Annotated in this window: 18 protein-coding genes and 1 pseudogene; 11 read left to right on the top strand and 8 right to left on the bottom strand. The window is 69.0% G+C overall.

Annotation, left to right across the window (positions count from 1 at the left end; translation table 11 throughout):
• Position 1 precedes the first annotated feature (1 nt).
• Entirely contained in the window at positions 2 to 625 is a 624-nt protein-coding gene (upp, locus tag G6N51_RS24330) for a uracil phosphoribosyltransferase (protein WP_083169781.1), read from the bottom strand.
• Positions 626 to 760: 135 nt separating this feature from the next.
• Here upp and G6N51_RS24325 point away from each other — a divergent pair, with 135 nt between their 5' ends.
• Genes G6N51_RS24325 through G6N51_RS24315 form a run of 3 tightly spaced genes read left to right on the top strand, consistent with a single transcriptional unit; the run spans position 761 to position 4,014 of the window.
• Entirely contained in the window at positions 761 to 1,621 is an 861-nt protein-coding gene (locus tag G6N51_RS24325) for an alkaline phosphatase family protein (RefSeq protein ID WP_438502040.1), read from the top strand.
• A gap of 48 nt (positions 1,622 to 1,669) precedes the next feature.
• Positions 1,670 to 2,977, top strand: coding sequence for a protein export chaperone SatS (satS, locus tag G6N51_RS24320; protein WP_083169779.1), 1,308 nt, complete (start codon positions 1,670 to 1,672; stop codon positions 2,975 to 2,977).
• A gap of 53 nt (positions 2,978 to 3,030) precedes the next feature.
• Complete coding sequence (locus G6N51_RS24315; protein WP_083169777.1) at positions 3,031 to 4,014, top strand: VWA domain-containing protein; 984 nt, start codon at positions 3,031 to 3,033, stop codon at positions 4,012 to 4,014.
• Between the two features lie 4 nt (positions 4,015 to 4,018).
• On the opposite strand, the gene G6N51_RS24310 is transcribed toward G6N51_RS24315, so the two are convergent.
• The gene (locus G6N51_RS24310) at positions 4,019 to 5,026 is read right to left on the bottom strand and encodes a VWA domain-containing protein (RefSeq protein ID WP_083169775.1); all 1,008 of its coding nucleotides are present in this window, start codon (positions 5,024 to 5,026) and stop codon (positions 4,019 to 4,021) included.
• A gap of 48 nt (positions 5,027 to 5,074) precedes the next feature.
• Positions 5,075 to 6,103 (bottom strand): cupin domain-containing protein, encoded by a 1,029-nt coding sequence (locus G6N51_RS24305; RefSeq protein ID WP_083169773.1) that lies wholly within the window; start codon positions 6,101 to 6,103, stop codon positions 5,075 to 5,077.
• 141 nt (positions 6,104 to 6,244) lie between these two features.
• Here G6N51_RS24305 and G6N51_RS24300 point away from each other — a divergent pair, with 141 nt between their 5' ends.
• Together G6N51_RS24300 and G6N51_RS24295 are read left to right on the top strand one after the other, a co-directional pair.
• Positions 6,245 to 6,904 (top strand): GntR family transcriptional regulator, encoded by a 660-nt coding sequence (locus tag G6N51_RS24300; protein WP_083169771.1) that lies wholly within the window; start codon positions 6,245 to 6,247, stop codon positions 6,902 to 6,904.
• A gap of 98 nt (positions 6,905 to 7,002) precedes the next feature.
• Positions 7,003 to 7,287 carry a GlsB/YeaQ/YmgE family stress response membrane protein gene (locus tag G6N51_RS24295; protein ID WP_067943778.1) on the top strand — a complete coding sequence of 95 codons (285 nt, stop codon included), beginning with the start codon at positions 7,003 to 7,005 and terminating at the stop codon, positions 7,285 to 7,287.
• A 42-nt stretch (positions 7,288 to 7,329) separates the two neighbouring features.
• Here the strand turns inward: G6N51_RS24295 and G6N51_RS24290 are convergent, their stop codons facing one another.
• Genes G6N51_RS24290 through G6N51_RS24280 form a run of 3 tightly spaced genes read right to left on the bottom strand, consistent with a single transcriptional unit; the run spans position 7,330 to position 10,099 of the window.
• Complete coding sequence (locus G6N51_RS24290; protein ID WP_083169769.1) at positions 7,330 to 8,421, bottom strand: adenosine deaminase; 1,092 nt, start codon at positions 8,419 to 8,421, stop codon at positions 7,330 to 7,332.
• Positions 8,418 to 9,704: a thymidine phosphorylase gene (locus G6N51_RS24285; RefSeq protein ID WP_083169766.1), complete on the bottom strand. Its 1,287-nt coding sequence runs from the start codon at positions 9,702 to 9,704 to the stop codon at positions 8,418 to 8,420. The genes G6N51_RS24290 and G6N51_RS24285 overlap by 4 nt, the downstream gene beginning before the upstream one ends.
• Entirely contained in the window at positions 9,701 to 10,099 is a 399-nt protein-coding gene (locus G6N51_RS24280) for a cytidine deaminase (protein ID WP_083169764.1), read from the bottom strand. The genes G6N51_RS24285 and G6N51_RS24280 overlap by 4 nt, the downstream gene beginning before the upstream one ends.
• Before the next feature lie 241 nt (positions 10,100 to 10,340).
• Between G6N51_RS24280 and sdhC the strand changes: the two genes are divergently transcribed.
• The 4 genes from sdhC to G6N51_RS24260 are packed head-to-tail and all read left to right on the top strand — an operon-like array spanning position 10,341 to position 13,720.
• Entirely contained in the window at positions 10,341 to 10,679 is a 339-nt protein-coding gene (gene sdhC, locus G6N51_RS24275) for a succinate dehydrogenase, cytochrome b556 subunit (protein ID WP_065444828.1), read from the top strand.
• Positions 10,676 to 11,146: a succinate dehydrogenase hydrophobic membrane anchor subunit gene (locus G6N51_RS24270; protein ID WP_007168001.1), complete on the top strand. Its 471-nt coding sequence runs from the start codon at positions 10,676 to 10,678 to the stop codon at positions 11,144 to 11,146. The genes sdhC and G6N51_RS24270 overlap by 4 nt, the downstream gene beginning before the upstream one ends.
• Position 11,147: 1 nt before the next feature.
• Positions 11,148 to 12,920 (top strand): succinate dehydrogenase flavoprotein subunit, encoded by a 1,773-nt coding sequence (gene sdhA / locus G6N51_RS24265; protein ID WP_083169760.1) that lies wholly within the window; start codon positions 11,148 to 11,150, stop codon positions 12,918 to 12,920.
• Positions 12,920 to 13,720 carry a succinate dehydrogenase iron-sulfur subunit gene (locus G6N51_RS24260; RefSeq protein WP_083169758.1) on the top strand — a complete coding sequence of 267 codons (801 nt, stop codon included), beginning with the start codon at positions 12,920 to 12,922 and terminating at the stop codon, positions 13,718 to 13,720. The genes sdhA and G6N51_RS24260 overlap by 1 nt, the downstream gene beginning before the upstream one ends.
• An 8-nt stretch (positions 13,721 to 13,728) precedes the next feature.
• Here the strand turns inward: G6N51_RS24260 and G6N51_RS24255 are convergent, their stop codons facing one another.
• The gene (locus G6N51_RS24255; protein WP_083170067.1) at positions 13,729 to 14,799 is read right to left on the bottom strand and encodes a GGDEF domain-containing protein; all 1,071 of its coding nucleotides are present in this window, start codon (positions 14,797 to 14,799) and stop codon (positions 13,729 to 13,731) included.
• A 91-nt stretch (positions 14,800 to 14,890) separates the two neighbouring features.
• Between G6N51_RS24255 and G6N51_RS24250 the strand changes: the two are divergent.
• Together G6N51_RS24250 and G6N51_RS24245 are read left to right on the top strand one after the other, a co-directional pair.
• Positions 14,891 to 15,508, top strand: a pseudogene (locus tag G6N51_RS24250) (carboxymuconolactone decarboxylase family protein); the annotation flags it as partial.
• A gap of 172 nt (positions 15,509 to 15,680) precedes the next feature.
• The gene (locus tag G6N51_RS24245) at positions 15,681 to 16,535 is read left to right on the top strand and encodes an aspartate/glutamate racemase family protein (protein ID WP_158086204.1); all 855 of its coding nucleotides are present in this window, start codon (positions 15,681 to 15,683) and stop codon (positions 16,533 to 16,535) included.
• Here the strand turns inward: G6N51_RS24245 and G6N51_RS24240 are convergent.
• Positions 16,464 to 17,381 carry a sigma-70 family RNA polymerase sigma factor gene (locus G6N51_RS24240; RefSeq protein ID WP_083169752.1) on the bottom strand — a complete coding sequence of 306 codons (918 nt, stop codon included), beginning with the start codon at positions 17,379 to 17,381 and terminating at the stop codon, positions 16,464 to 16,466. The genes G6N51_RS24245 and G6N51_RS24240 overlap by 72 nt on opposite strands.
• Positions 17,382 to 17,384: the final 3 nt, after the last annotated feature.

The following is a 17,384-nucleotide window of genomic DNA, read 5'->3' as shown; positions in this document are numbered from 1 at the left end:
GCTAGCGGGGCCCGTACTGACGGTCGCCCGCGTCACCGAGACCCGGCACGATGTAGGCGTTCTCGTTGAGGCCGTCGTCGACCGCCACGGTGAACAGCCGCGCCTCGGGCACCGTTTTCTCAAGCGCGGCAATGCCTTCGGGCGCAGCCACCGCGCACAACACCGTGATATCGGTTGCGCCGCGGTCCAGCAGCAGGCCCAGCGTGTACTTCACCGACCCGCCCGTGGCCAGCATGGGGTCCAGGACCAGCACCGGCAGGCCGGAAAGGTCGTCGGGCAGCGACTCGAAATACCCACTCGCCTCATGGGTTTCCTCGTTGCGCGCGACACCGACGAACCCGACCCGCGCCCGCGGCAGCAGCGCAAGTGCCTGATCGACCATGCCCAGCCCGGCCCGCAACACCGGCACCAGCAGGGGCGGCTTCGCCAGCCGCACGCCCAGCGTCTCGGCCACCGGCGTGTGGATCGGGAAGGTCTCCCGGGGCGCGTCCCGCGTGGCCTCGTAGATCAGCATCGCCGTCAGATCCCGCAACGCGGCCCGGAAACCGTCGTTGTCGGTGCGTTCGTCGCGCATCGTCGTCAGCCGGGCGACCGCCAGCGGGTGATCGACAACGTGCACCTCCACGGTGTTCGACCCTATATAACGATGCGGCAGCAATTCGCTAACGCCCCGCCGAAGCCGTCCGCGTCGGCGCCGCCGCCGCGGTGGCTCCGCGCCTATGCTCGCTTGGTGCTGAGCGGAGTCGCGGGTTCAACAGGATTGACGGGCAGCGCATTTCGAGTCTTGCGGCTGCTCGGCGCACTGGCCTTGGTGGGGTTGGCGGGCGGCCCGCTCGCTTCGCGGATACACCTGGTGGCAGCGGCCATTCCCCAGCCGGCGCACATCGTGATCGTGGTGGAGGAGAACCACTCCGAAAACGGCATCATCGGCAACAAGTCGGCCCCCTTCCTCACCGCGCTGGCCGCGGGCGGCGCCAACATGACCCAGTCGTTCGCCGAAACACACCCCAGCGAGCCGAATTACCTGGCGCTGTTCGCCGGCAGCACCTTCGGGGTGACCAGAGACCTGTGCCCCGTCAACGCCGGCGCCGCCCCCAACCTCGGTTCCGAATTGCTGGCCGCCGGTTACACGTTCGCCGGCTTCGCCGAAGGCCTGCCCGCGGTCGGCTCGCCGGCGTGCACCGCAGGCAAGTACGCGCGCAAGCACGTGCCCTGGGCCAACTTCGCCAACGTGCCGCCGGCGAACTCCCTGCCCTTCTCGGCGTTCCCGATGGGCAATTACGCCGGTCTGCCCACCGTGTCGTTCGTCATCCCCAACAACGACGACAACATGCACGACGGGTCGATCGCGCAGGCCGACGCCTGGCTGAACCGCCAGCTGTCGGGCTACGCCAACTGGGCGGCCGCCAACAACAGCCTGTTGATCGTGACGTTCGACGAGGACGACGGCGGAACCCGCAACCAGATCCCCACGGTGTTCTACGGCGCCCACGTCCGTCCCGGCAATTACGCCGAACAGATCAACCACTACAACGTGCTGTCCACGATCGAGGAGATGTACGGGCTGCCCAAAACCGGCTACGCGGCCGGCGCGCCGCCGATCACCGACATCTGGGGCTAGGCGTCCCGACGGCGGGCACCTCCCCGGGCCGTCGCTATTGTGTGCCGCATGGCTGCTGACCTCGTGCCCATCCGCCTGAGCCTGTCCGACGGTGACCGCTACACCGTGTGGGCACCCCGCTGGCGCGACGCCGGCGACGAGTGGGAGGCGTTCCTGGGCAAGGACGAGGACCTGTACGTCTTCTCCTCCGTCGCCGACCTGGTCGCGTTCGTGCGCACCGATACCGACAACGACCTGGTCGATCACCCGGCGTGGAAGGACCTGACCGCGGCGCACGCGCACAAGTTCTCCCCGGCCGAGGACAGGCAGTTCGATCTGGTCGCGGTCGAGGAGCTGGTATCGGAGAAGCCGACCGAGGAGTCGGTGACCGAGCTGGCCCGCACGCTGGCGCTCGTCTCGTCCATCGGATCGGTGTGCGAGCTCGCGGCGGTGCTGAAGTTCTTCAACGGCAACCCCACGCTGGGCACGGTGTCGGGCGGGATCGACCACTTCAGCGGCAAGGCCGGCCTCAAGCGCTGGAACGCGATCGGCGAGGTCATCGGGCGCAGCTGGGACGACGTGCTCAGCGCGATCGACGACATCGCCACCACCCCCGACGTCGACGACAAACTGTCGGCCAAGGCGGCCGACGAGCTCGCCGAGGAGCCCGAGGAGCCCGAGGAGCCCGCGGAGGAGGACGCGGAGGACACCGAAGCCGCCGACGAGTCCGACGAGGAAGACGACGCGGAAGCCGACGAGTCCGCGGGGGCCGGCGACGAAGACGACGACGAATCGCGCGCGGCCGGCGACACCGTCATCCTGGGCAGCGACGAGGATTTCTGGCTGCAGGTGGGCATCGACCCGATTCGGATCATGACGAGTTCGGGCACCTTCTTCACGCTGCGGTGCTACCTGGACGACCGCCCGATCTTCCTGGGCCGCAACGGGCGAATCAGCGTGTTCAGCTCGGAGCGGGCGCTGGCCCGCTACCTCGCCGACGAGCACGACCACGACTTGGCCGACCTGAGCACCTACGACGACATCCGCACCGCCGCCACCGACGGGTCGCTGGAAGTCAAGGTCAGCGAGGACAACATCTACGTGCTCAGCGGGCTGGCCGACGACATCGCCGACGGGCCCGACGCCGTCGACCGCGAGCAGCTGGACCTGGCCGTCGAGCTGCTCCGCGACATCGGCGACTACTCGGAAGAGGGCACGGTCGACAAGGCGCTCGAGCCGGGACGCCCGCTCGGCAAGCTGGTGGCCTACGTGCTCGAGCCCGGCTCGGTCGGCAAGCCCTCGGCCCCGTACGCCGCGGCGGTACGGGAATGGGAGAACCTCGAGCAATTCGTGGACGGGCGGCTCAGGCGCGAGTAGGGCGGGAGCGGCTCCCCGTTTGACGGGCCTGCGAGTCTCATCTTTACTGGCGGGTGTCGCTTCCCGGGGTAGGCCCGTTACCGCTGTACGGCTTTCAACGCCCGGGGATGCTGTTGTTCGGCTTGCTCCCGCTGGGTCTGCTCGCGGTCTACGTCCTGGTTCAGGCCCGCCGCCGGCGCCGGCTGCGCCGGTTCACCGAGGCGGACGTGCCGCAGTCGCCGACGCGGCACCTCCCGATCGCCGTGGCACTGCTCAGCCTGGTCCTGTTGACCATCGCGCTGGCCACGCCCACCCATGACATGCGCATCCCGCGCAACCGGGCGGTCGTCGTGCTGGTCATCGACATGTCGCAGTCCATGCGGGCAACCGACGTCCCACCCAACCGGCTCAAGGCCGCCGAGGAGGCGGCCAGCCAGTTCGCCAGTCAGCTGACGCCGGGCATCAACCTCGGGCTGGTCGGCTTCGCGGGCACCCCGTATCTGCTGGTGCCGCCGACACCGCAGCACCAGGCGACCATCGATGCGCTCAAGAAGCTCGACTTCGCCGACAGCACGGCCACCGGCGAGGCCATCTTCACCGCCCTGCACGCGGTCAGCGCCAACGCCATCACGGGCGGCGACACCCCGCCGCCGGCCCGCATCGTGCTGCTGTCCGACGGCAAGGAGAACAAGCCGTCCAACCCCAGCGACCCGCACGACGGGGTCTACACGGCGGCGCGGCTGGCGCGGGACGAGGGGGTGCCCATCTCGACGATCTCGTTCGGCACCAAGACCGGCGAGATCGAGATGGACGGGCAGCGGGTCGCCGTCCCGGTCTCGACGGACCAGATGAAGATGATCGCCAAACTCTCCGGCGGGCAGTCCTACACCGCCGGCAACCTCGCCGACCTTTCCAAGAGCTACAACGCCATCGAGAAGGACATCGGCTACCGCACCGTGGCGGGTCCGGGCAGCGCCGGGTGGCTGCGCCTGGGCGTGCTGGCCGCCCTGATCGCGACGGCGCTGGCGCTGCTGATCAACCGGCGGCTGCCGGTCTGAGCGCTCAGGACGGCAGCCGGCGGTTCAGGAACAGTCCCGCCAGGATGGCGCCGGCCATGGCGACCGCGCCCAGCAGCATCCAGGCCAGGCTGGCGTCGCCCTTGACGGTCTCGTAGCCGATCTGCCGCTGCAGGGTCGCGTAGACGTTCTTCAGCGATTCCAGGCTGTCGGCGTGGAACGACTGGCCGTCGGTGATCTCACAGATCTTCTGCAGCGTCTGGTCGTCGACGGGAACCGGGATGGTGGCGCCCTCGTACTCGACGGTGCCGTAGGGCGTCCCGAAGGAGATCGTCGAGATCTGCACCCCCTCGGCCTTGGCGGCGCGGGCGGCGGTGAACGCCCCCTGTGGCGCGTTGGGGTCCAGCGGCACGTTCTCGGCGCCGTCGGACTCCAGCACGATGCGCGCCGGCGGCGGGCCCTCCCCGCCGCCCATCACCGAGCCCACCGTCGCGATGGCCTGCAGCGCGGTGAACAGTCCTTCGCCCGTCGCGGTCTTGGGCGCCGGCTTGAGGCTGTCGATGGCCGCCTTCACCGCCGCGCGGTTGGTCGTCGGCGAGACCAGCAGCGAGGCGTTGGCGGCGAACTCCACCAGCCCCAGGTTGATGGCGGGGGTGAGCTCGTCGGCGAACTGCTTGCCGGCCACCTTGGCGGCGGTCAGCCGGTCGGGTGTCACGTCGGTGGAGGCCATGGACTCCGACACGTCGATGACCAGCATGACGACCGCCCGGTTCAGCGGGATCCGGACGTCGGAGGTCGGGCCCGCCATCGCGGTGGTCAGCAGCACCAGCGAGGTGGCCAGCAGGATCGTCGGGACGTGCCGCCACCGGCTCGGATGGGCCGGCGCGACCCGCTCCAGCACCTCCATGTTGGCGAAGCGCAGCACGCGCCGGCGGCGGGCGAATTGCAGCACGACGTAGATGCCCAGGACCAGCAGAACGACCAGCAGGACCAGGAAGAACCACGCGTTCTGGAAGCCGGTGACCGACACGGGGCCGAGCAGGGGCAACTTCATGTCCAGCCACACTATGCGGCAACTGTGGACCGTGCACGGCCCGGCGGGTCAGCCGGCGACGAGGTCGCGGCGCTGCGTGAACTTGATGTCGAGGCTGCGGAGGTGGGTCTGCAGGCCGGCGTCCTGGATCGGGATCAGGTGCGCGGGCTGGTCGGTCTCGTTGTAGTGCGCGTGCCACATGCCCGGCGGGGTGGTGAAGGCACAGCCCGCCCGCCAGTCCACCCGGATCGGGTCGACGATGTCGCCGTGCTCGTCGAGCCGGGTGCCCAGCAGGGTGTAGCAGCCGTGGGCCGGCGCGTCGAGGATCAGGTCGAGCGCCACCGACTGGTGCCGGTGCGGGCGCTGCACCTGGTTGGCGGGCAGCACACCGAACATGGCCCACAGCACGTGGGTGATGGTCAGCGTCTGTTCCTGGTTGGCGTTGGCCAGCAGCACGCTGACCCGGCTCTTCTCGTTGGCGCCCGGTCGCGACGCGATCTCCTCCAGCTTGGCCACCGCGTCCGAACGGCGGAACTTGGTCGCGCGGAACCGCGGCTGGGTGGCTTGGGCGCCCAGGTAACGCATGAGCGGCTCGTCGTGCACCCAGTACATGGCCGTGTCGGCGGCCGCGTAGAACACCGAGTGGGTGCCCGCGGGCAGGGTCAGGAAGTCGCCCTTCTCCCACCCGACCAGCTGGCCGTTGACGGCCGCGAAGCCCCGCCCGTACAGCACGTAGTACAGCTGCGAGGTGGCGTTGGGGCTGGTGTCGATCTGTTCACCGGGGCGGATGCGCACGAAGTTGGCCAGCAGCGCGGGGCTGGTCGCCGCGCCGGTCTCGATACCCAGCTGCATGGACAGATCCAGCGGGATCACACCGGTCGGCTGGTCGGTGTAGACCTCCGGATCGAAGCGGGTAATCGGGACCTGCGGGACATGACCCGAGCCGATGGGGTTGGCGGCCTTGGAGTATTCGAAGTACTCCGCGTCCTGCGCCCAGTCCTGGAAACGGCCTTCGAACCCGTACTCGGCCACGTTGACCATCGGGGCGGGGATCGTCGGGTCGAGGTTCGGGGACAGGGCTTGTTCCGTGACCGGCATTTCGCGTCTCCTTCGGACGGCTCGAGTGCACCTTGCGTCTATCTGGTATCTATCTTGTATCTAAGTTGCCGGATTGTCAATGCCGAGTTGGTGTACCGTCACCACACTGCTGGGATACGACTTAGCTACCGGAAGGCTGCAGTGGCAACGGGGAACCCCAGGCCGGTCACGGCCAAGGACCGCGCGCTCGATTACGTCAAGACGCAGGTGCTCACCGGCGCGTTCCCGGGCGGGGAGCTGATCAGCGAGGGCGACGTCGCCGCGGCGCTGGGAATGTCCCGCACCCCGGTGCGCGAGGCGTTCCTGCGGCTGGAGGCCGACGGGCTGCTGCGGCTCTACCCGCAGCGCGGCGCCCTGGTGGTCCCCGTGTCGCCGGACGAGGTCCGCTCGGTGATGGAGGCGCGGCTGGTGCTCGAGCAGTTCGCCGCGACGAAGGTGGTGGGCCGCGGGCCGGCCGCGTGCGCCGCGGTCTTCGAGCGGTTGTCGGGCGAGCTGGCGCGGCAGCGCACCGCCGTCGACCGCGCCGATTGGGCCGAGTTCCTCGACGCCGACCGCGCCTTCCACGCCGTGACGCTGGCCGAGTCGGGGAACGCCATCCTGTCGGGTTTCTATGCGTCGCTGCGGGATCGTCAGATGCGCATGATCGGCGAGTCGGCGCTGCGCGAACCCGACCGGGTGACGACGATCCTGGACGAGCACCGCGAGATCGCCGAGGCGCTGCGCGACGGCGACGGCCCGCGAGCGCTGCGCGCGGTGCAGACGCACCTGGCCGGCACGGTGCGCGCCATCGGGCTCGCCTGATCTGGCTTCCGACCGAATTGTGTTAGAAGTCCGTCTTTTCGGGGAAGTCCCCCTCGAAGATGGCGCCCACCCCGGGAGCCGTTATGACAGGAGCTGAAATGGTCGGATCCATCATCCTCGCCATCATCGTGGGCGCCATCATCGGTGTGGTCGCGCGTCTGGTGATGCCGGGTAAACAGAACGTCGGCATGATCATGACCGTCGTGATCGGCGCCGTGGGCGGTTTGATCGGCTCGGCGGTCGCCAGCCAGTTCGGATACCACAACGCCAATGGCGGCATCGCGTGGATTCCGTTCTTCATCGGAGTCGGCGCCGCCATCGTCTTGATCGCGCTCTACGAGGCGCTGACGGGGCGTCGCACGGGCACGCGCCTCACCCGCTGAGCCGAAAGCTGGGCCGCTCGCCCGTTTTTCGGGCGAGCGGCGTCAGCCCGCGATCAGCACGGCGTACCGCGGCTTGATCACGTCGTCGATGATCGCCAGTCGCTCGTCGAACGGAAGGAACGCCGACTTCATCGCGTTGATGGTGAACCGCTCCAGGTCGCTCCACCCGTAGCCGAAAGCCTGTACCAGCCGGTGCATTTCGAGGCTCATCGAGGTGTCACTCATCAACCGGTTGTCCGTGTTGACGGTCACCCGGAAGCGCGTGCGGGCCAGCAGGTCGAACGGATGGTCCGCGATACTTTTCACCGCACCGGTCTGCACGTTGGAGCTGGGACACAGCTCCAACGGAATTCGCTTGTCCCGCAGAATCGATGCCAGCCTGCCCAATCGGACCCGGCCGTCGCCGAGGATGTCGATGTCGTCGACGATGCGTACGCCGTGGCCCAGGCGGTCGGCGCCGCAGAACGCGATCGCCTCGTGAATCGAGGGCAGCCCGAACGCCTCGCCCGCGTGAATGGTGAAGCGCGCGTTGTGGTCTCGCATGTATTCGAAGGCGTCCAGGTGTCGCGTCGGCGGGTTGCCGGCCTCGGCGCCCGCGATGTCGAAACCGACGACGCCCTTGTCCCGGAACCGGATCGCCAGCGCGGCTATCTCGCGGGACACCGCGGCGTGCCGCATGGCGGTCACCAGCAGCCGCACCACGATCGGCCGGCCCGCGGCGGCGCAGGCCTTCTCCCCGTCGGCGAAACCGGCCAGCACGGCGTCGACGATCGCATCGAAGGACAGCCCCCGGTCGATGTGCAACTCGGGCGCGAACCGGACCTCGGCGTAAACGACGGAGTCGGCGGCCAGGTCTTCCACGCACTCGTAGGCGACGCGGTGCAGGGCCTCTGGTGTCTGCATCACCGCCACGGTGTGGGAGAACGGCTCTAAGTAGCGCTCCAGCGAGCCGCTGTGCGACTGGGTGCGAAACCAGGTGGCCAGCTCGTCGACGTCGGTGGTGGGCAACCCGTCGTAGCCGACCTGGCCGGCGATCTCCACCACGGTCGAAGGTCGCAGTCCGCCGTCGAGGTGATCGTGCAGCAGCGCCTTGGGCGCCTTCCTGATCTGCTCGAGGCCCAGGGGGGTCCTCACGTGACGATCCGATCGATGATCAGGGGCCGCGCGGCCGGCGGCGCGTCACCGACGCTGTAGCCGCGGTCCAGCTCGGCCAGCGCGGCGCCGAGTCGCTCCGGGGTGTCGGTGTACACGGTGAACAGCGGCGCACCGGCGGTGACCGGCTCGCCGGGGCGGCGGTGGATCCGGACGCCGGCGCCGGCCTGCACCCGTTCGCCCGGACGGGACCTGCCCGCGCCGAGCCGCCAAGCCGCCAGCCCCACTGCCATCGCGTCGATATCGCCCATTGTGCCGCCCCGCGCGGCGGTCACGGTGTCGGAATGCGCACCGATCGGCAACGGAACCGACAAATCACCGCCCTGCGCGGCGATCATCCGGCGAAACCGGTCCATCGCGGTGCCGTCGCGCAGCGTGTCGGCGGGGTCGCGGCCGTCCAGCCCGGCCAGCTCGAGCATCTCGCCGGCCAGCCGCAGCGTCAGCTCGACCACGTCGGGCGGGCCGCCGCCGGCCAGCACGTCCAGCGACTCGGCGACCTCGAGGGCGTTCCCGACGGTCGCGCCGAGCGGGACGTTCATGTCGGTCAACAGCGCGCGGGTGGGCACCCCGTGCGCGGCGCCCAGCTCCACCATGGTGTGGGCCAGTTCGCGGCACCGCTCCGGCGAGCTCAGCAGCGCCCCGGAGCCGACCTTCACGTCGAGCACCAGCGCCCCGGCCCCCTCGGCCAGCTTCTTGCTCATCACCGAGCTGGCGATCAGCGGCAGCGACTCGACGGTGGCGGTGACGTCGCGCAGCGCGTAGAGCTTGGCGTCGGCCGGTGCCAGCTCCCCGGCGGCGAAGATGGCCGCGCCGACGTCGCGGAGTTGCTCGCGCACCCGCCGGTTGGGCAGCGCCGCGGTGAACCCGGCGATGGACTCGAGCTTGTCCAGCGTGCCGCCGGTGTGCCCGAGCCCCCGCCCCGACGCCTGGGGCACCGCCGCGCCGCAGGCCGCGACGACAGCCACCAGCGGCAGGGTGATCTTGTCCCCCACGCCGCCCGTGGAGTGCTTGTCCACCGTCGGGGTCCGCAGGTCGCGGAAGTCGAGCCGGTCGCCGGACGCCAGCATCGCCGCGGTCCAGCTGGCGGTCTCGTCGCGGTCCATGCCGCGCAGGAAGATCGCCATCAGCAGCGCCGACATCTGTTCCTCGGCGACCCGGCCGTCGGTGTAGGCGTCGATGACCCACTCGATCGCGGCGTCGGACAGCCTGCCGCCGTCGCGCTTGGTCCGGATCACGGTCGGCGCGTCGAAGTCGAAGTCGGTCAACGGGCTTCCCGTGGCAGGTCGGCGCTGAAGGCGTCGGGGAGCAGTTCGCCGAGGGGTCGCGGCCCGGCCGGATGGTCGATCAGCAGGCCGGGGCCGCCGTGTTCGAGCAGCACCTGGCGGCATCGCCCGCACGGCATCAGCGTGGCCCCCCGGCCGTCGACGCAGGCCAACGCGATCAGCCGGCCGCCGCCGGTCGTGTGTAGGGCGCACACCACACCGCATTCGGCGCAGAGACCAAGGCCATATGAGATGTTTTCCACATTGCAGCCGGTGACCACGCGGCCGTCGTCGACCAGCGCGGCCGCCCCCACCGGGAACCGCGAGTACGGCGCGTAGGCCCCCGCCGCGGCACCGATTGCCTTGTGACGCAGCGCATCCCAATCGACATCTGGCATAACGCAACCCCGCTCGGGTAAGGGGACGTGAGACTGCCACCCTAACTCTGGCATGGCACGTGGATGGGGCGGACTGCTCGGCGCGGACCCCGCCCCGGCCGGGTTAGGCTGAACTGCCCCGATGTCAGAAGGCGGTGAGGACTGGGTGACCACACAGGCGACGACCGCGGATCCGGCAAAAGAATCTGCACCCTCGCGCAAGCGACGTCCACCCCGAACCCTGTATCGGGGCGACCCGGGCATGTGGTCGTGGGTGTTGCATCGCATCAGCGGCGCGACCATCTTCTTCTTCCTGTTCGTCCACGTGCTGGACGCCGCGATGCTGCGGGTCAGCCCGCAGACCTACAACGCGGTGATCCACGACTATCAGACCCCGGTCGTCGGCCTGATGGAGTACGGCCTGGTGGCCGCGGTGGCATTCCACGGGCTCAACGGCATCCGCGTCATCCTCATCGACTTCTGGTCCGAGGGCACCCGCTACCAGAAGCTGATGTTCTGGATCGTCGGCGTCGTCTTCCTGCTCCTCATGGTCCCGGCCGGCGTGGTGACCGGCATTCATATCGCCGAGCACCTCCGATGAGCTCCCCCGACCTGCAGCTGGGCCGGGGCCAGGTGGCCCCGGTGCGGCAGCGCAGTCACGACCGGCCGGCCAGCCTCGACAACCCGCGCTCACCGCGGCGCCGGGCCGGCATCCCCAACTTCGAGAAGTTCGCGTGGCTGTTCATGCGGTTCTCCGGGGTCGCGCTGATCGTCCTGGCCGTCGGCCACCTGTTCATCATGCTGATGTGGGACGACGGCGTGTACCGCATCGACTTCAATTACGTGGCGCAGCGCTGGGCCTCGCCGTTCTGGCAATTCTGGGATCTGGCGCTGCTGTGGCTGGCGCAGTTGCACGGCGGCAACGGCCTGCGCACCATCATCGACGACTACAGCCGCAAGGACAGCACCCGCTTCTGGCTCAACAGCCTGCTGCTGCTGTCGATGGGTTTCACATTGGTGCTCGGCACCTACGTGCTGGTGACATTCGACCCGAATATCGGAGGCTGAGGTGATCCAGCAACACCGATACGACGTCGTGATCGTCGGGGCCGGCGGTGCCGGCATGCGCGCGGCGGTGGAGGCCGGTCCGCGGGTCCGCACCGCGGTGTTGACCAAGCTGTACCCCACCCGCAGCCACACCGGCGCCGCCCAGGGCGGCATGTGCGCGGCGCTGGCCAACGTCGAGGACGACAACTGGGAATGGCACACCTTCGACACCGTCAAGGGCGGCGATTATCTCGCCGACCAGGACGCGGTGGAGATCATGTGCAAGGAGGCCATCGACGCGGTGCTCGACCTGGAAAAGATGGGGATGCCGTTCAACCGCACCCCGGAGGGCCGCATCGACCAGCGCCGGTTCGGCGGGCACACCCGCGAACACGGCAAGGCCCCGGTCCGCCGGGCGTGCTACGCGGCCGACCGCACCGGCCACATGATCCTGCAGACGCTCTACCAGAACTGCGTCAAGCACGACGTCCAGTTCTTCAACGAGTTCTACGCGCTCGACCTGGTCCTCACCGAGACGCCCGGCGGGCCGGTGGCCACCGGCGTGGTGGCCTACGAGCTGGCCACCGGCGAGATCCACGTCTTCCACGCCAAGGCCGTGGTGATCGCCACCGGCGGTTCGGGCCGGATGTACAAGACCACCTCCAACGCGCATACGCTCACCGGTGACGGCATCGGGATCGTGTTCCGCAAGGGACTTCCGCTGGAGGACATGGAGTTTCACCAGTTCCACCCGACCGGGCTGGCGGGGCTGGGCATCTTGATCTCCGAGGCGGTGCGCGGCGAGGGCGGCCGGCTGCTCAACGGCGAGGGCGAGCGGTTCATGGAGCGCTACGCGCCGACGATCGTGGACCTGGCGCCGCGCGACATCGTCGCCCGCTCGATGGTGCTGGAGGTGCTCGAGGGCCGCGGCGCCGGGCCGCACAAGGACTACGTCTACATCGATGTCCGCCACCTCGGCGAGGACGTGCTCGAGGCCAAGCTGCCCGACATCACCGAGTTCGCCCGTACCTACCTGGGTGTGGACCCGGTACACGAACTGGTCCCGGTGTACCCGACGTGTCACTACGTGATGGGCGGCATCCCCACCACCGTCACCGGACAGGTGTTGCGGGACAACACGTCGACGGTGCCGGGCCTGTACGCGGCGGGCGAGTGCGCGTGCGTGTCGGTGCACGGCGCCAACCGGCTGGGCACCAACTCGCTGTTGGACATCAACGTCTTCGGTCGCCGCGCCGGCATCGCCGCCGTCAATTACGCGCGGGGGCACGACTTCGTCGACATGCCACCGAATCCCGAGGCGATGGTCGTCGGCTGGGTGGCCGACATCTTGAACGAGCACGGCAACGAGCGGGTGGCCGACATCCGCGGCGCGCTGCAGCAGACGATGGACAACAACGCCGCGGTGTTCCGCACCGAGGAGACGCTGAAGCAGGCGCTGACCGACATCCACGCGCTCAAGGAGCGGTACTCCCGAATCACCGTGCACGACAAGGGGAAGCGCTTCAACAGCGACCTGCTGGAGGCCATCGAGCTGGGCTTCCTGCTGGAGCTGGCCGAGGTCACGGTGGTCGGCGCCCTGAACCGCAAGGAGTCCCGCGGCGGGCATGCCCGCGAGGACTACCCGAACCGCGACGACGTCAACTACATGCGTCACACGATGGCCTATAAGGAAATTGGGGCCGATAAACAGGGCCCCGATCTGCTGAGCGACATCGCGCTGGACTTCAAGCCCGTCGTGCAGACCCGCTACGAGCCGAAGGAGCGGAAGTACTGATGTCCGAGAGCGTCGATGTCGAGGTGGACCGGGGACCGGAGCCGCCCTTGCCACCCATCCCCGATGGGGCGGTGATGGTGACCCTCAAGATCGCCCGGTTCAACCCCGACGATCCCGACGCCTTCGCGAAAACCGCTGGCTGGCAAAGCTTTCGGGTGCCATGCCTGCCCAGCGACCGGCTGCTCAACCTGCTGATCTACATCAAGAGCTACCTGGACGGAACGCTGACCTTCCGGCGTTCCTGCGCCCACGGGGTGTGCGGTTCGGACGCCATGCGCATCAACGGCGTCAACCGGCTGGCCTGCAAGGTGCTGATGCGCGACCTGCTGCCCGAGAAGAAGGGCAAGCAACTCACCGTCACGGTCGAACCGATCCGCGGCCTGCCCGTGGAGAAGGATCTGGTCGTCAACATGGAGCCCTTCTTCGACGCCTACCGCGCGGTCAAGCCGTACCTGGTCACCAGCGGGAATCCGCCGACGCGGGAACGCATTCAGAGTCCCACCGACCGCGCGCGCTACGACGACACCACCAAATGCATCCTGTGCGCGGCCTGCACCACCAGCTGCCCCGTGTTCTGGCACGAGGGCAGCTATTACGGCCCCGCGGCGATCGTCAACGCGCACCGGTTCATCTTCGACAGCCGCGACGAGGCCGCCGCCGAACGCCTTGACATCCTCAACGAGGTGGACGGCGTGTGGCGGTGCCGCACCACCTTCAACTGCACCGAGTGCTGCCCGCGCGGCATCCAGATCACCAAGGCCATCCAGGAGGTCAAGCGCGCGCTGATGTTCACGCGCTGACCGGCGGGTCAACAGAGTTCGTGATGACTACTTCGGTTGCCCCCCAACCGTTTAGCCTGGTACATCGCCGCGTCGGCGGCGGTGATCAACTCGCCCAGAAGAGCTTGCGGTTCGACCGACGTGTCGTCGAGGCGGGCGCAGGCGGTGCCGATGCTGGCGGTGACGCCCGCGGTCGAGGCCGCGATGGCCCGGCACATCCGCGCGGCCAACGACTCGGCGTTGCAGGCCGCCGACGTGCCGGCCAACAGGAATTCCTCGCCGCCGCTTCGCGCCACCACCGCCTGGCCGTCGGCGGCAGCCAACAGCGCCTGCGCGACCTGGACCAGCGCATGGTCGCCGGCGGCGTGGCCGCACCTGTCGTTGAGGGCTTTGAATCTGTCGAGGTCGATCAGCATGACCACGAGGTGGGAGTCGATGCCCCGGCGCGCCAGGATCATCCCCAGCGCCTCGTGCTGAAATGCGCGCCTGTTGAGCAGGCCCGTCAACGGATCGCGGTCCGCGGTCAGCAGGTCTCCCGACAGGGCGCGCACCAGGACCCGGATCGCCAACGGCAGGGCGATGTTCACCTCGATCACCAGCCACAAATCCACCCCGGCAAGGTTGGGGTGCCCGGATCGCGCCAGCGACAAGGCCTCCCATGAGCCGACCGCGGCGGCCACCGCGAAGTTGTACAGCACCAATCCCGTCGTGTGGAAGAACGCCATGTAGGCGCCGAACGTCGCGAAAGCGATGCACCCGATCAGGGCGGCCAGCGGGTTCGGGTGCGCCAGACACGCCAGGGCGACCGCGGTGTTGCACGTGACGGCGAAGACCACCGACTGCCGGTGTGTGGGCCAGCGCCATACCCACAACAACACTCCAGCGACCCCGCCGGCGACGGCGACCCACGTCATCGCCACCGGGACCTGCCCGCGGGGACCGTCCGAACCGGCCAGCAGCGCGAGGAGGCACAACACCATCGACGCGGCGATCGATGCCATCACCGCCCGGGTGGCTCCGCTGAGACGTCGCGAAGCGAGGTAACCGGAGAGCCAGTCGTACTGATCGGCGCGCCACCACGGGCTGAACAGCGCGGTCATCGTCGGCTCCCCATTGCTGACCACCGGTCATTGATGCCGAGTGGCTAGCGGCATGGTACGACCCGCGCGGGGCCGACGAGGCGCATTCCGCCCGTCACACTTGTCCGGCCCGGTTCGTCTCAGGGGTATGACTCAGAAAACCCGCATCGAGCCCCTGTCCCCCAAGCGAGCCGGGCTGCTGACCCGCGCGATGTACCGGATCGCCAAGCGGCGCTACGGCCAGGTTCCCGAGCCCTTCACCGTGGCCGCCCACCATCGCAAGCTGATGGTTGCGGGCGCCGTGCACGAGACGATGATCGACCGGGCATCCACGCAGCTGCCGGTGAGCGTGCGCGAACTCGCCGTGCTGTGGACGGCGCGCAGCATCGGCTGCTCCTGGTGCGTCGACTTCGGGTCCATGCTGCAGCGCCTGGACGGCCTCGACATCCAGCGGCTCAAAGACATCGACAACTACGCCACCTCAACGGCTTTCACCGACGACGAACGGGCCGCGATCAGCTACGCGGATGCGATGACCACCGATCCGCACACCGTCACCGACGAGCAGGTCGCCGACCTGCGGGCCCGCTTCGGCGACGCCGGGGTGTTCGAGCTGACGTATCAGATCGGCGTCGAGAACATGCGGGCCCGCATGAACACCGCGCTGGGCATCACCGAACAGGGCTTCAACTCCGGCGACGCCTGCCGCATCCCGTGGGCGAACGTCTAGCCGAAGAAATCCCTCCCCCGATCGGCGGACCCGGCGATCATCCGAAATGGGGAAACCCAACTCCGCCGACGCACGAACCGATTGGTGGAAAGACACCGCCCCGGTTAGCGGAGATAGTCGTCGTGTACCCGAATGCGGCCACCGCATCAGACACCCGACTGGGAGAACCGACATGGACCAACTGACGAGCCCGGCACCGGATCGGCGGGCGCGGCAACGGCGGCTGGGGGTCGTGGACGGGCTGGGCCCCCACGCCACCGCCCAGTTTTACGCGATGCTGTGCGAGCACCATCGGGCGCTGACGGGTGGTTCCAGTCCGGACGTGATGGTGCACACCATCACCGTGCAGCGGCAGCCCGGTAGACCGGCCTCGACCGGCCTGTCCCGGCCCGGGCGCCCGGAGGGGTTGCCGCAGTTGGTGACCCGGACATCTCGATCGCTCGCCGGAAGCGGCGCCGACGTCGTCGCCGTCGCATGCAATGCCACCACGATCGACCCCGCGGCGGGCGCACCGGCATGCATCGGGATGGTCGAGGCGACGGCCCGGACGCTGCAACGGCTCAACGTCCGCCGGGTTGGCCTGCTCGCGTCGAGCGTCATGGTGTCCACGGCGGCCTACGAACGCGGCCTGGGCCAGGTAGGGGTCGCCGTCGTGGCACCGGGCCCGCGCGATCAGGAGATCATCGACCGGTTCATCGAGTCGCTGCGACGGTCACGGATTCCGGTCCCCCTCCCGGGAGAAGTCCTGCGGGCCATCACCGGGCTCGGCGACGACGTGGACGCGCTGCTCCTCGACTGCGCCGAGCTCTCCGGCGTCCTCGACGCCGAGATCGCGGGCAAACCCGTCATCGACAGCGTGCGCGCGCTCGTCGAGCAGTCGTGTCGCGCACTGCTGGATCCGGGCTCCGAGGTGGTCAGACCCCTTGCCGGAACACGACCGCCCAGCCGCCGGTCGCTATCCGGTTGGCGGCCTTATCGACCGCAGCGGAGAGCCGGTGAACTTGTCCGGGTTGGCGATATCCCATAGGGCACAAACCTTTCCGTCGCGCACGGTCAGCGCGGTGATCCGCGGCAACATCTCCCGATACCCGTCGGAAGCGGGACAGCCGGCCGTGTAGATGCCCAGTTCGCCGTTGACCAGCCCCAGCTGATACGAGGTGAACATCGCCGGTCCGTAACGTTGCGCAAGGCCCAGCATGAACCGGACCACCTTGTCCGGGCCGCGAATGACCTGAACGGCCGTGGGCGCCTTGCCATTCGAATCGCCGGTGAAGGTGACGTCGGGATGCAGCAGCGAGACCACGGCGTCCAGGTCGCCGGCGGCCATCGCGGCCATCAGCAGTCCCACCACCTCGTCGTGCGACGGGTCGGGCTTGGGCGGGGGTTCCGCCGCGACCGCTTTGCGGGCCCGCGACGCCAGCTGGCGGGCTGCGGCCTCGCTGGTGCCCAGCACGGCGGCAACTTCGGCGAAGGGCACCGCGAACCCGTCGTGCAGCACGAAGGCGACCCGCTGATCCGGCGACAGGCGCTCCAGCACCACCATCGCCGCGAACCGGGCGTCCTCGCGGGCCACCACGGCCGACAGCGGATCCGCGCGGTCGAGGCCGGTCACCACCGGCTCCGGCAGCCAGTTGCCGGTGTAGGTCTCGCGCCGATGCGCCGCCGAACGCAGCTTGTCCAGGGCCAGCCGGCTCACCACGGTCGTCAGCCAGGCCCGCAGGTCGGTGATCTCGGCCTCTTGGCCGTCCCACCGCAGCCAGGCTTCCTGGACCAGGTCCTCGGCGTCGGCCACCGTGCCCGTGAGCCGGTAGGCGACCGCCATGAGGTGCGGCCGCAGGGCTTCGAATTGTGAGACCTGTTCGGTCCCGGTCATATG

This window comes from Mycobacterium paraseoulense (genome assembly GCF_010731655.1).
In the GTDB taxonomy this organism is placed as follows: Bacteria; Actinomycetota; Actinomycetes; order Mycobacteriales; family Mycobacteriaceae; genus Mycobacterium; species Mycobacterium paraseoulense.
The sequence above is the reverse complement of the archived record's forward strand: the minus strand, read 5'-3'. Positions and strand labels throughout refer to the sequence as shown.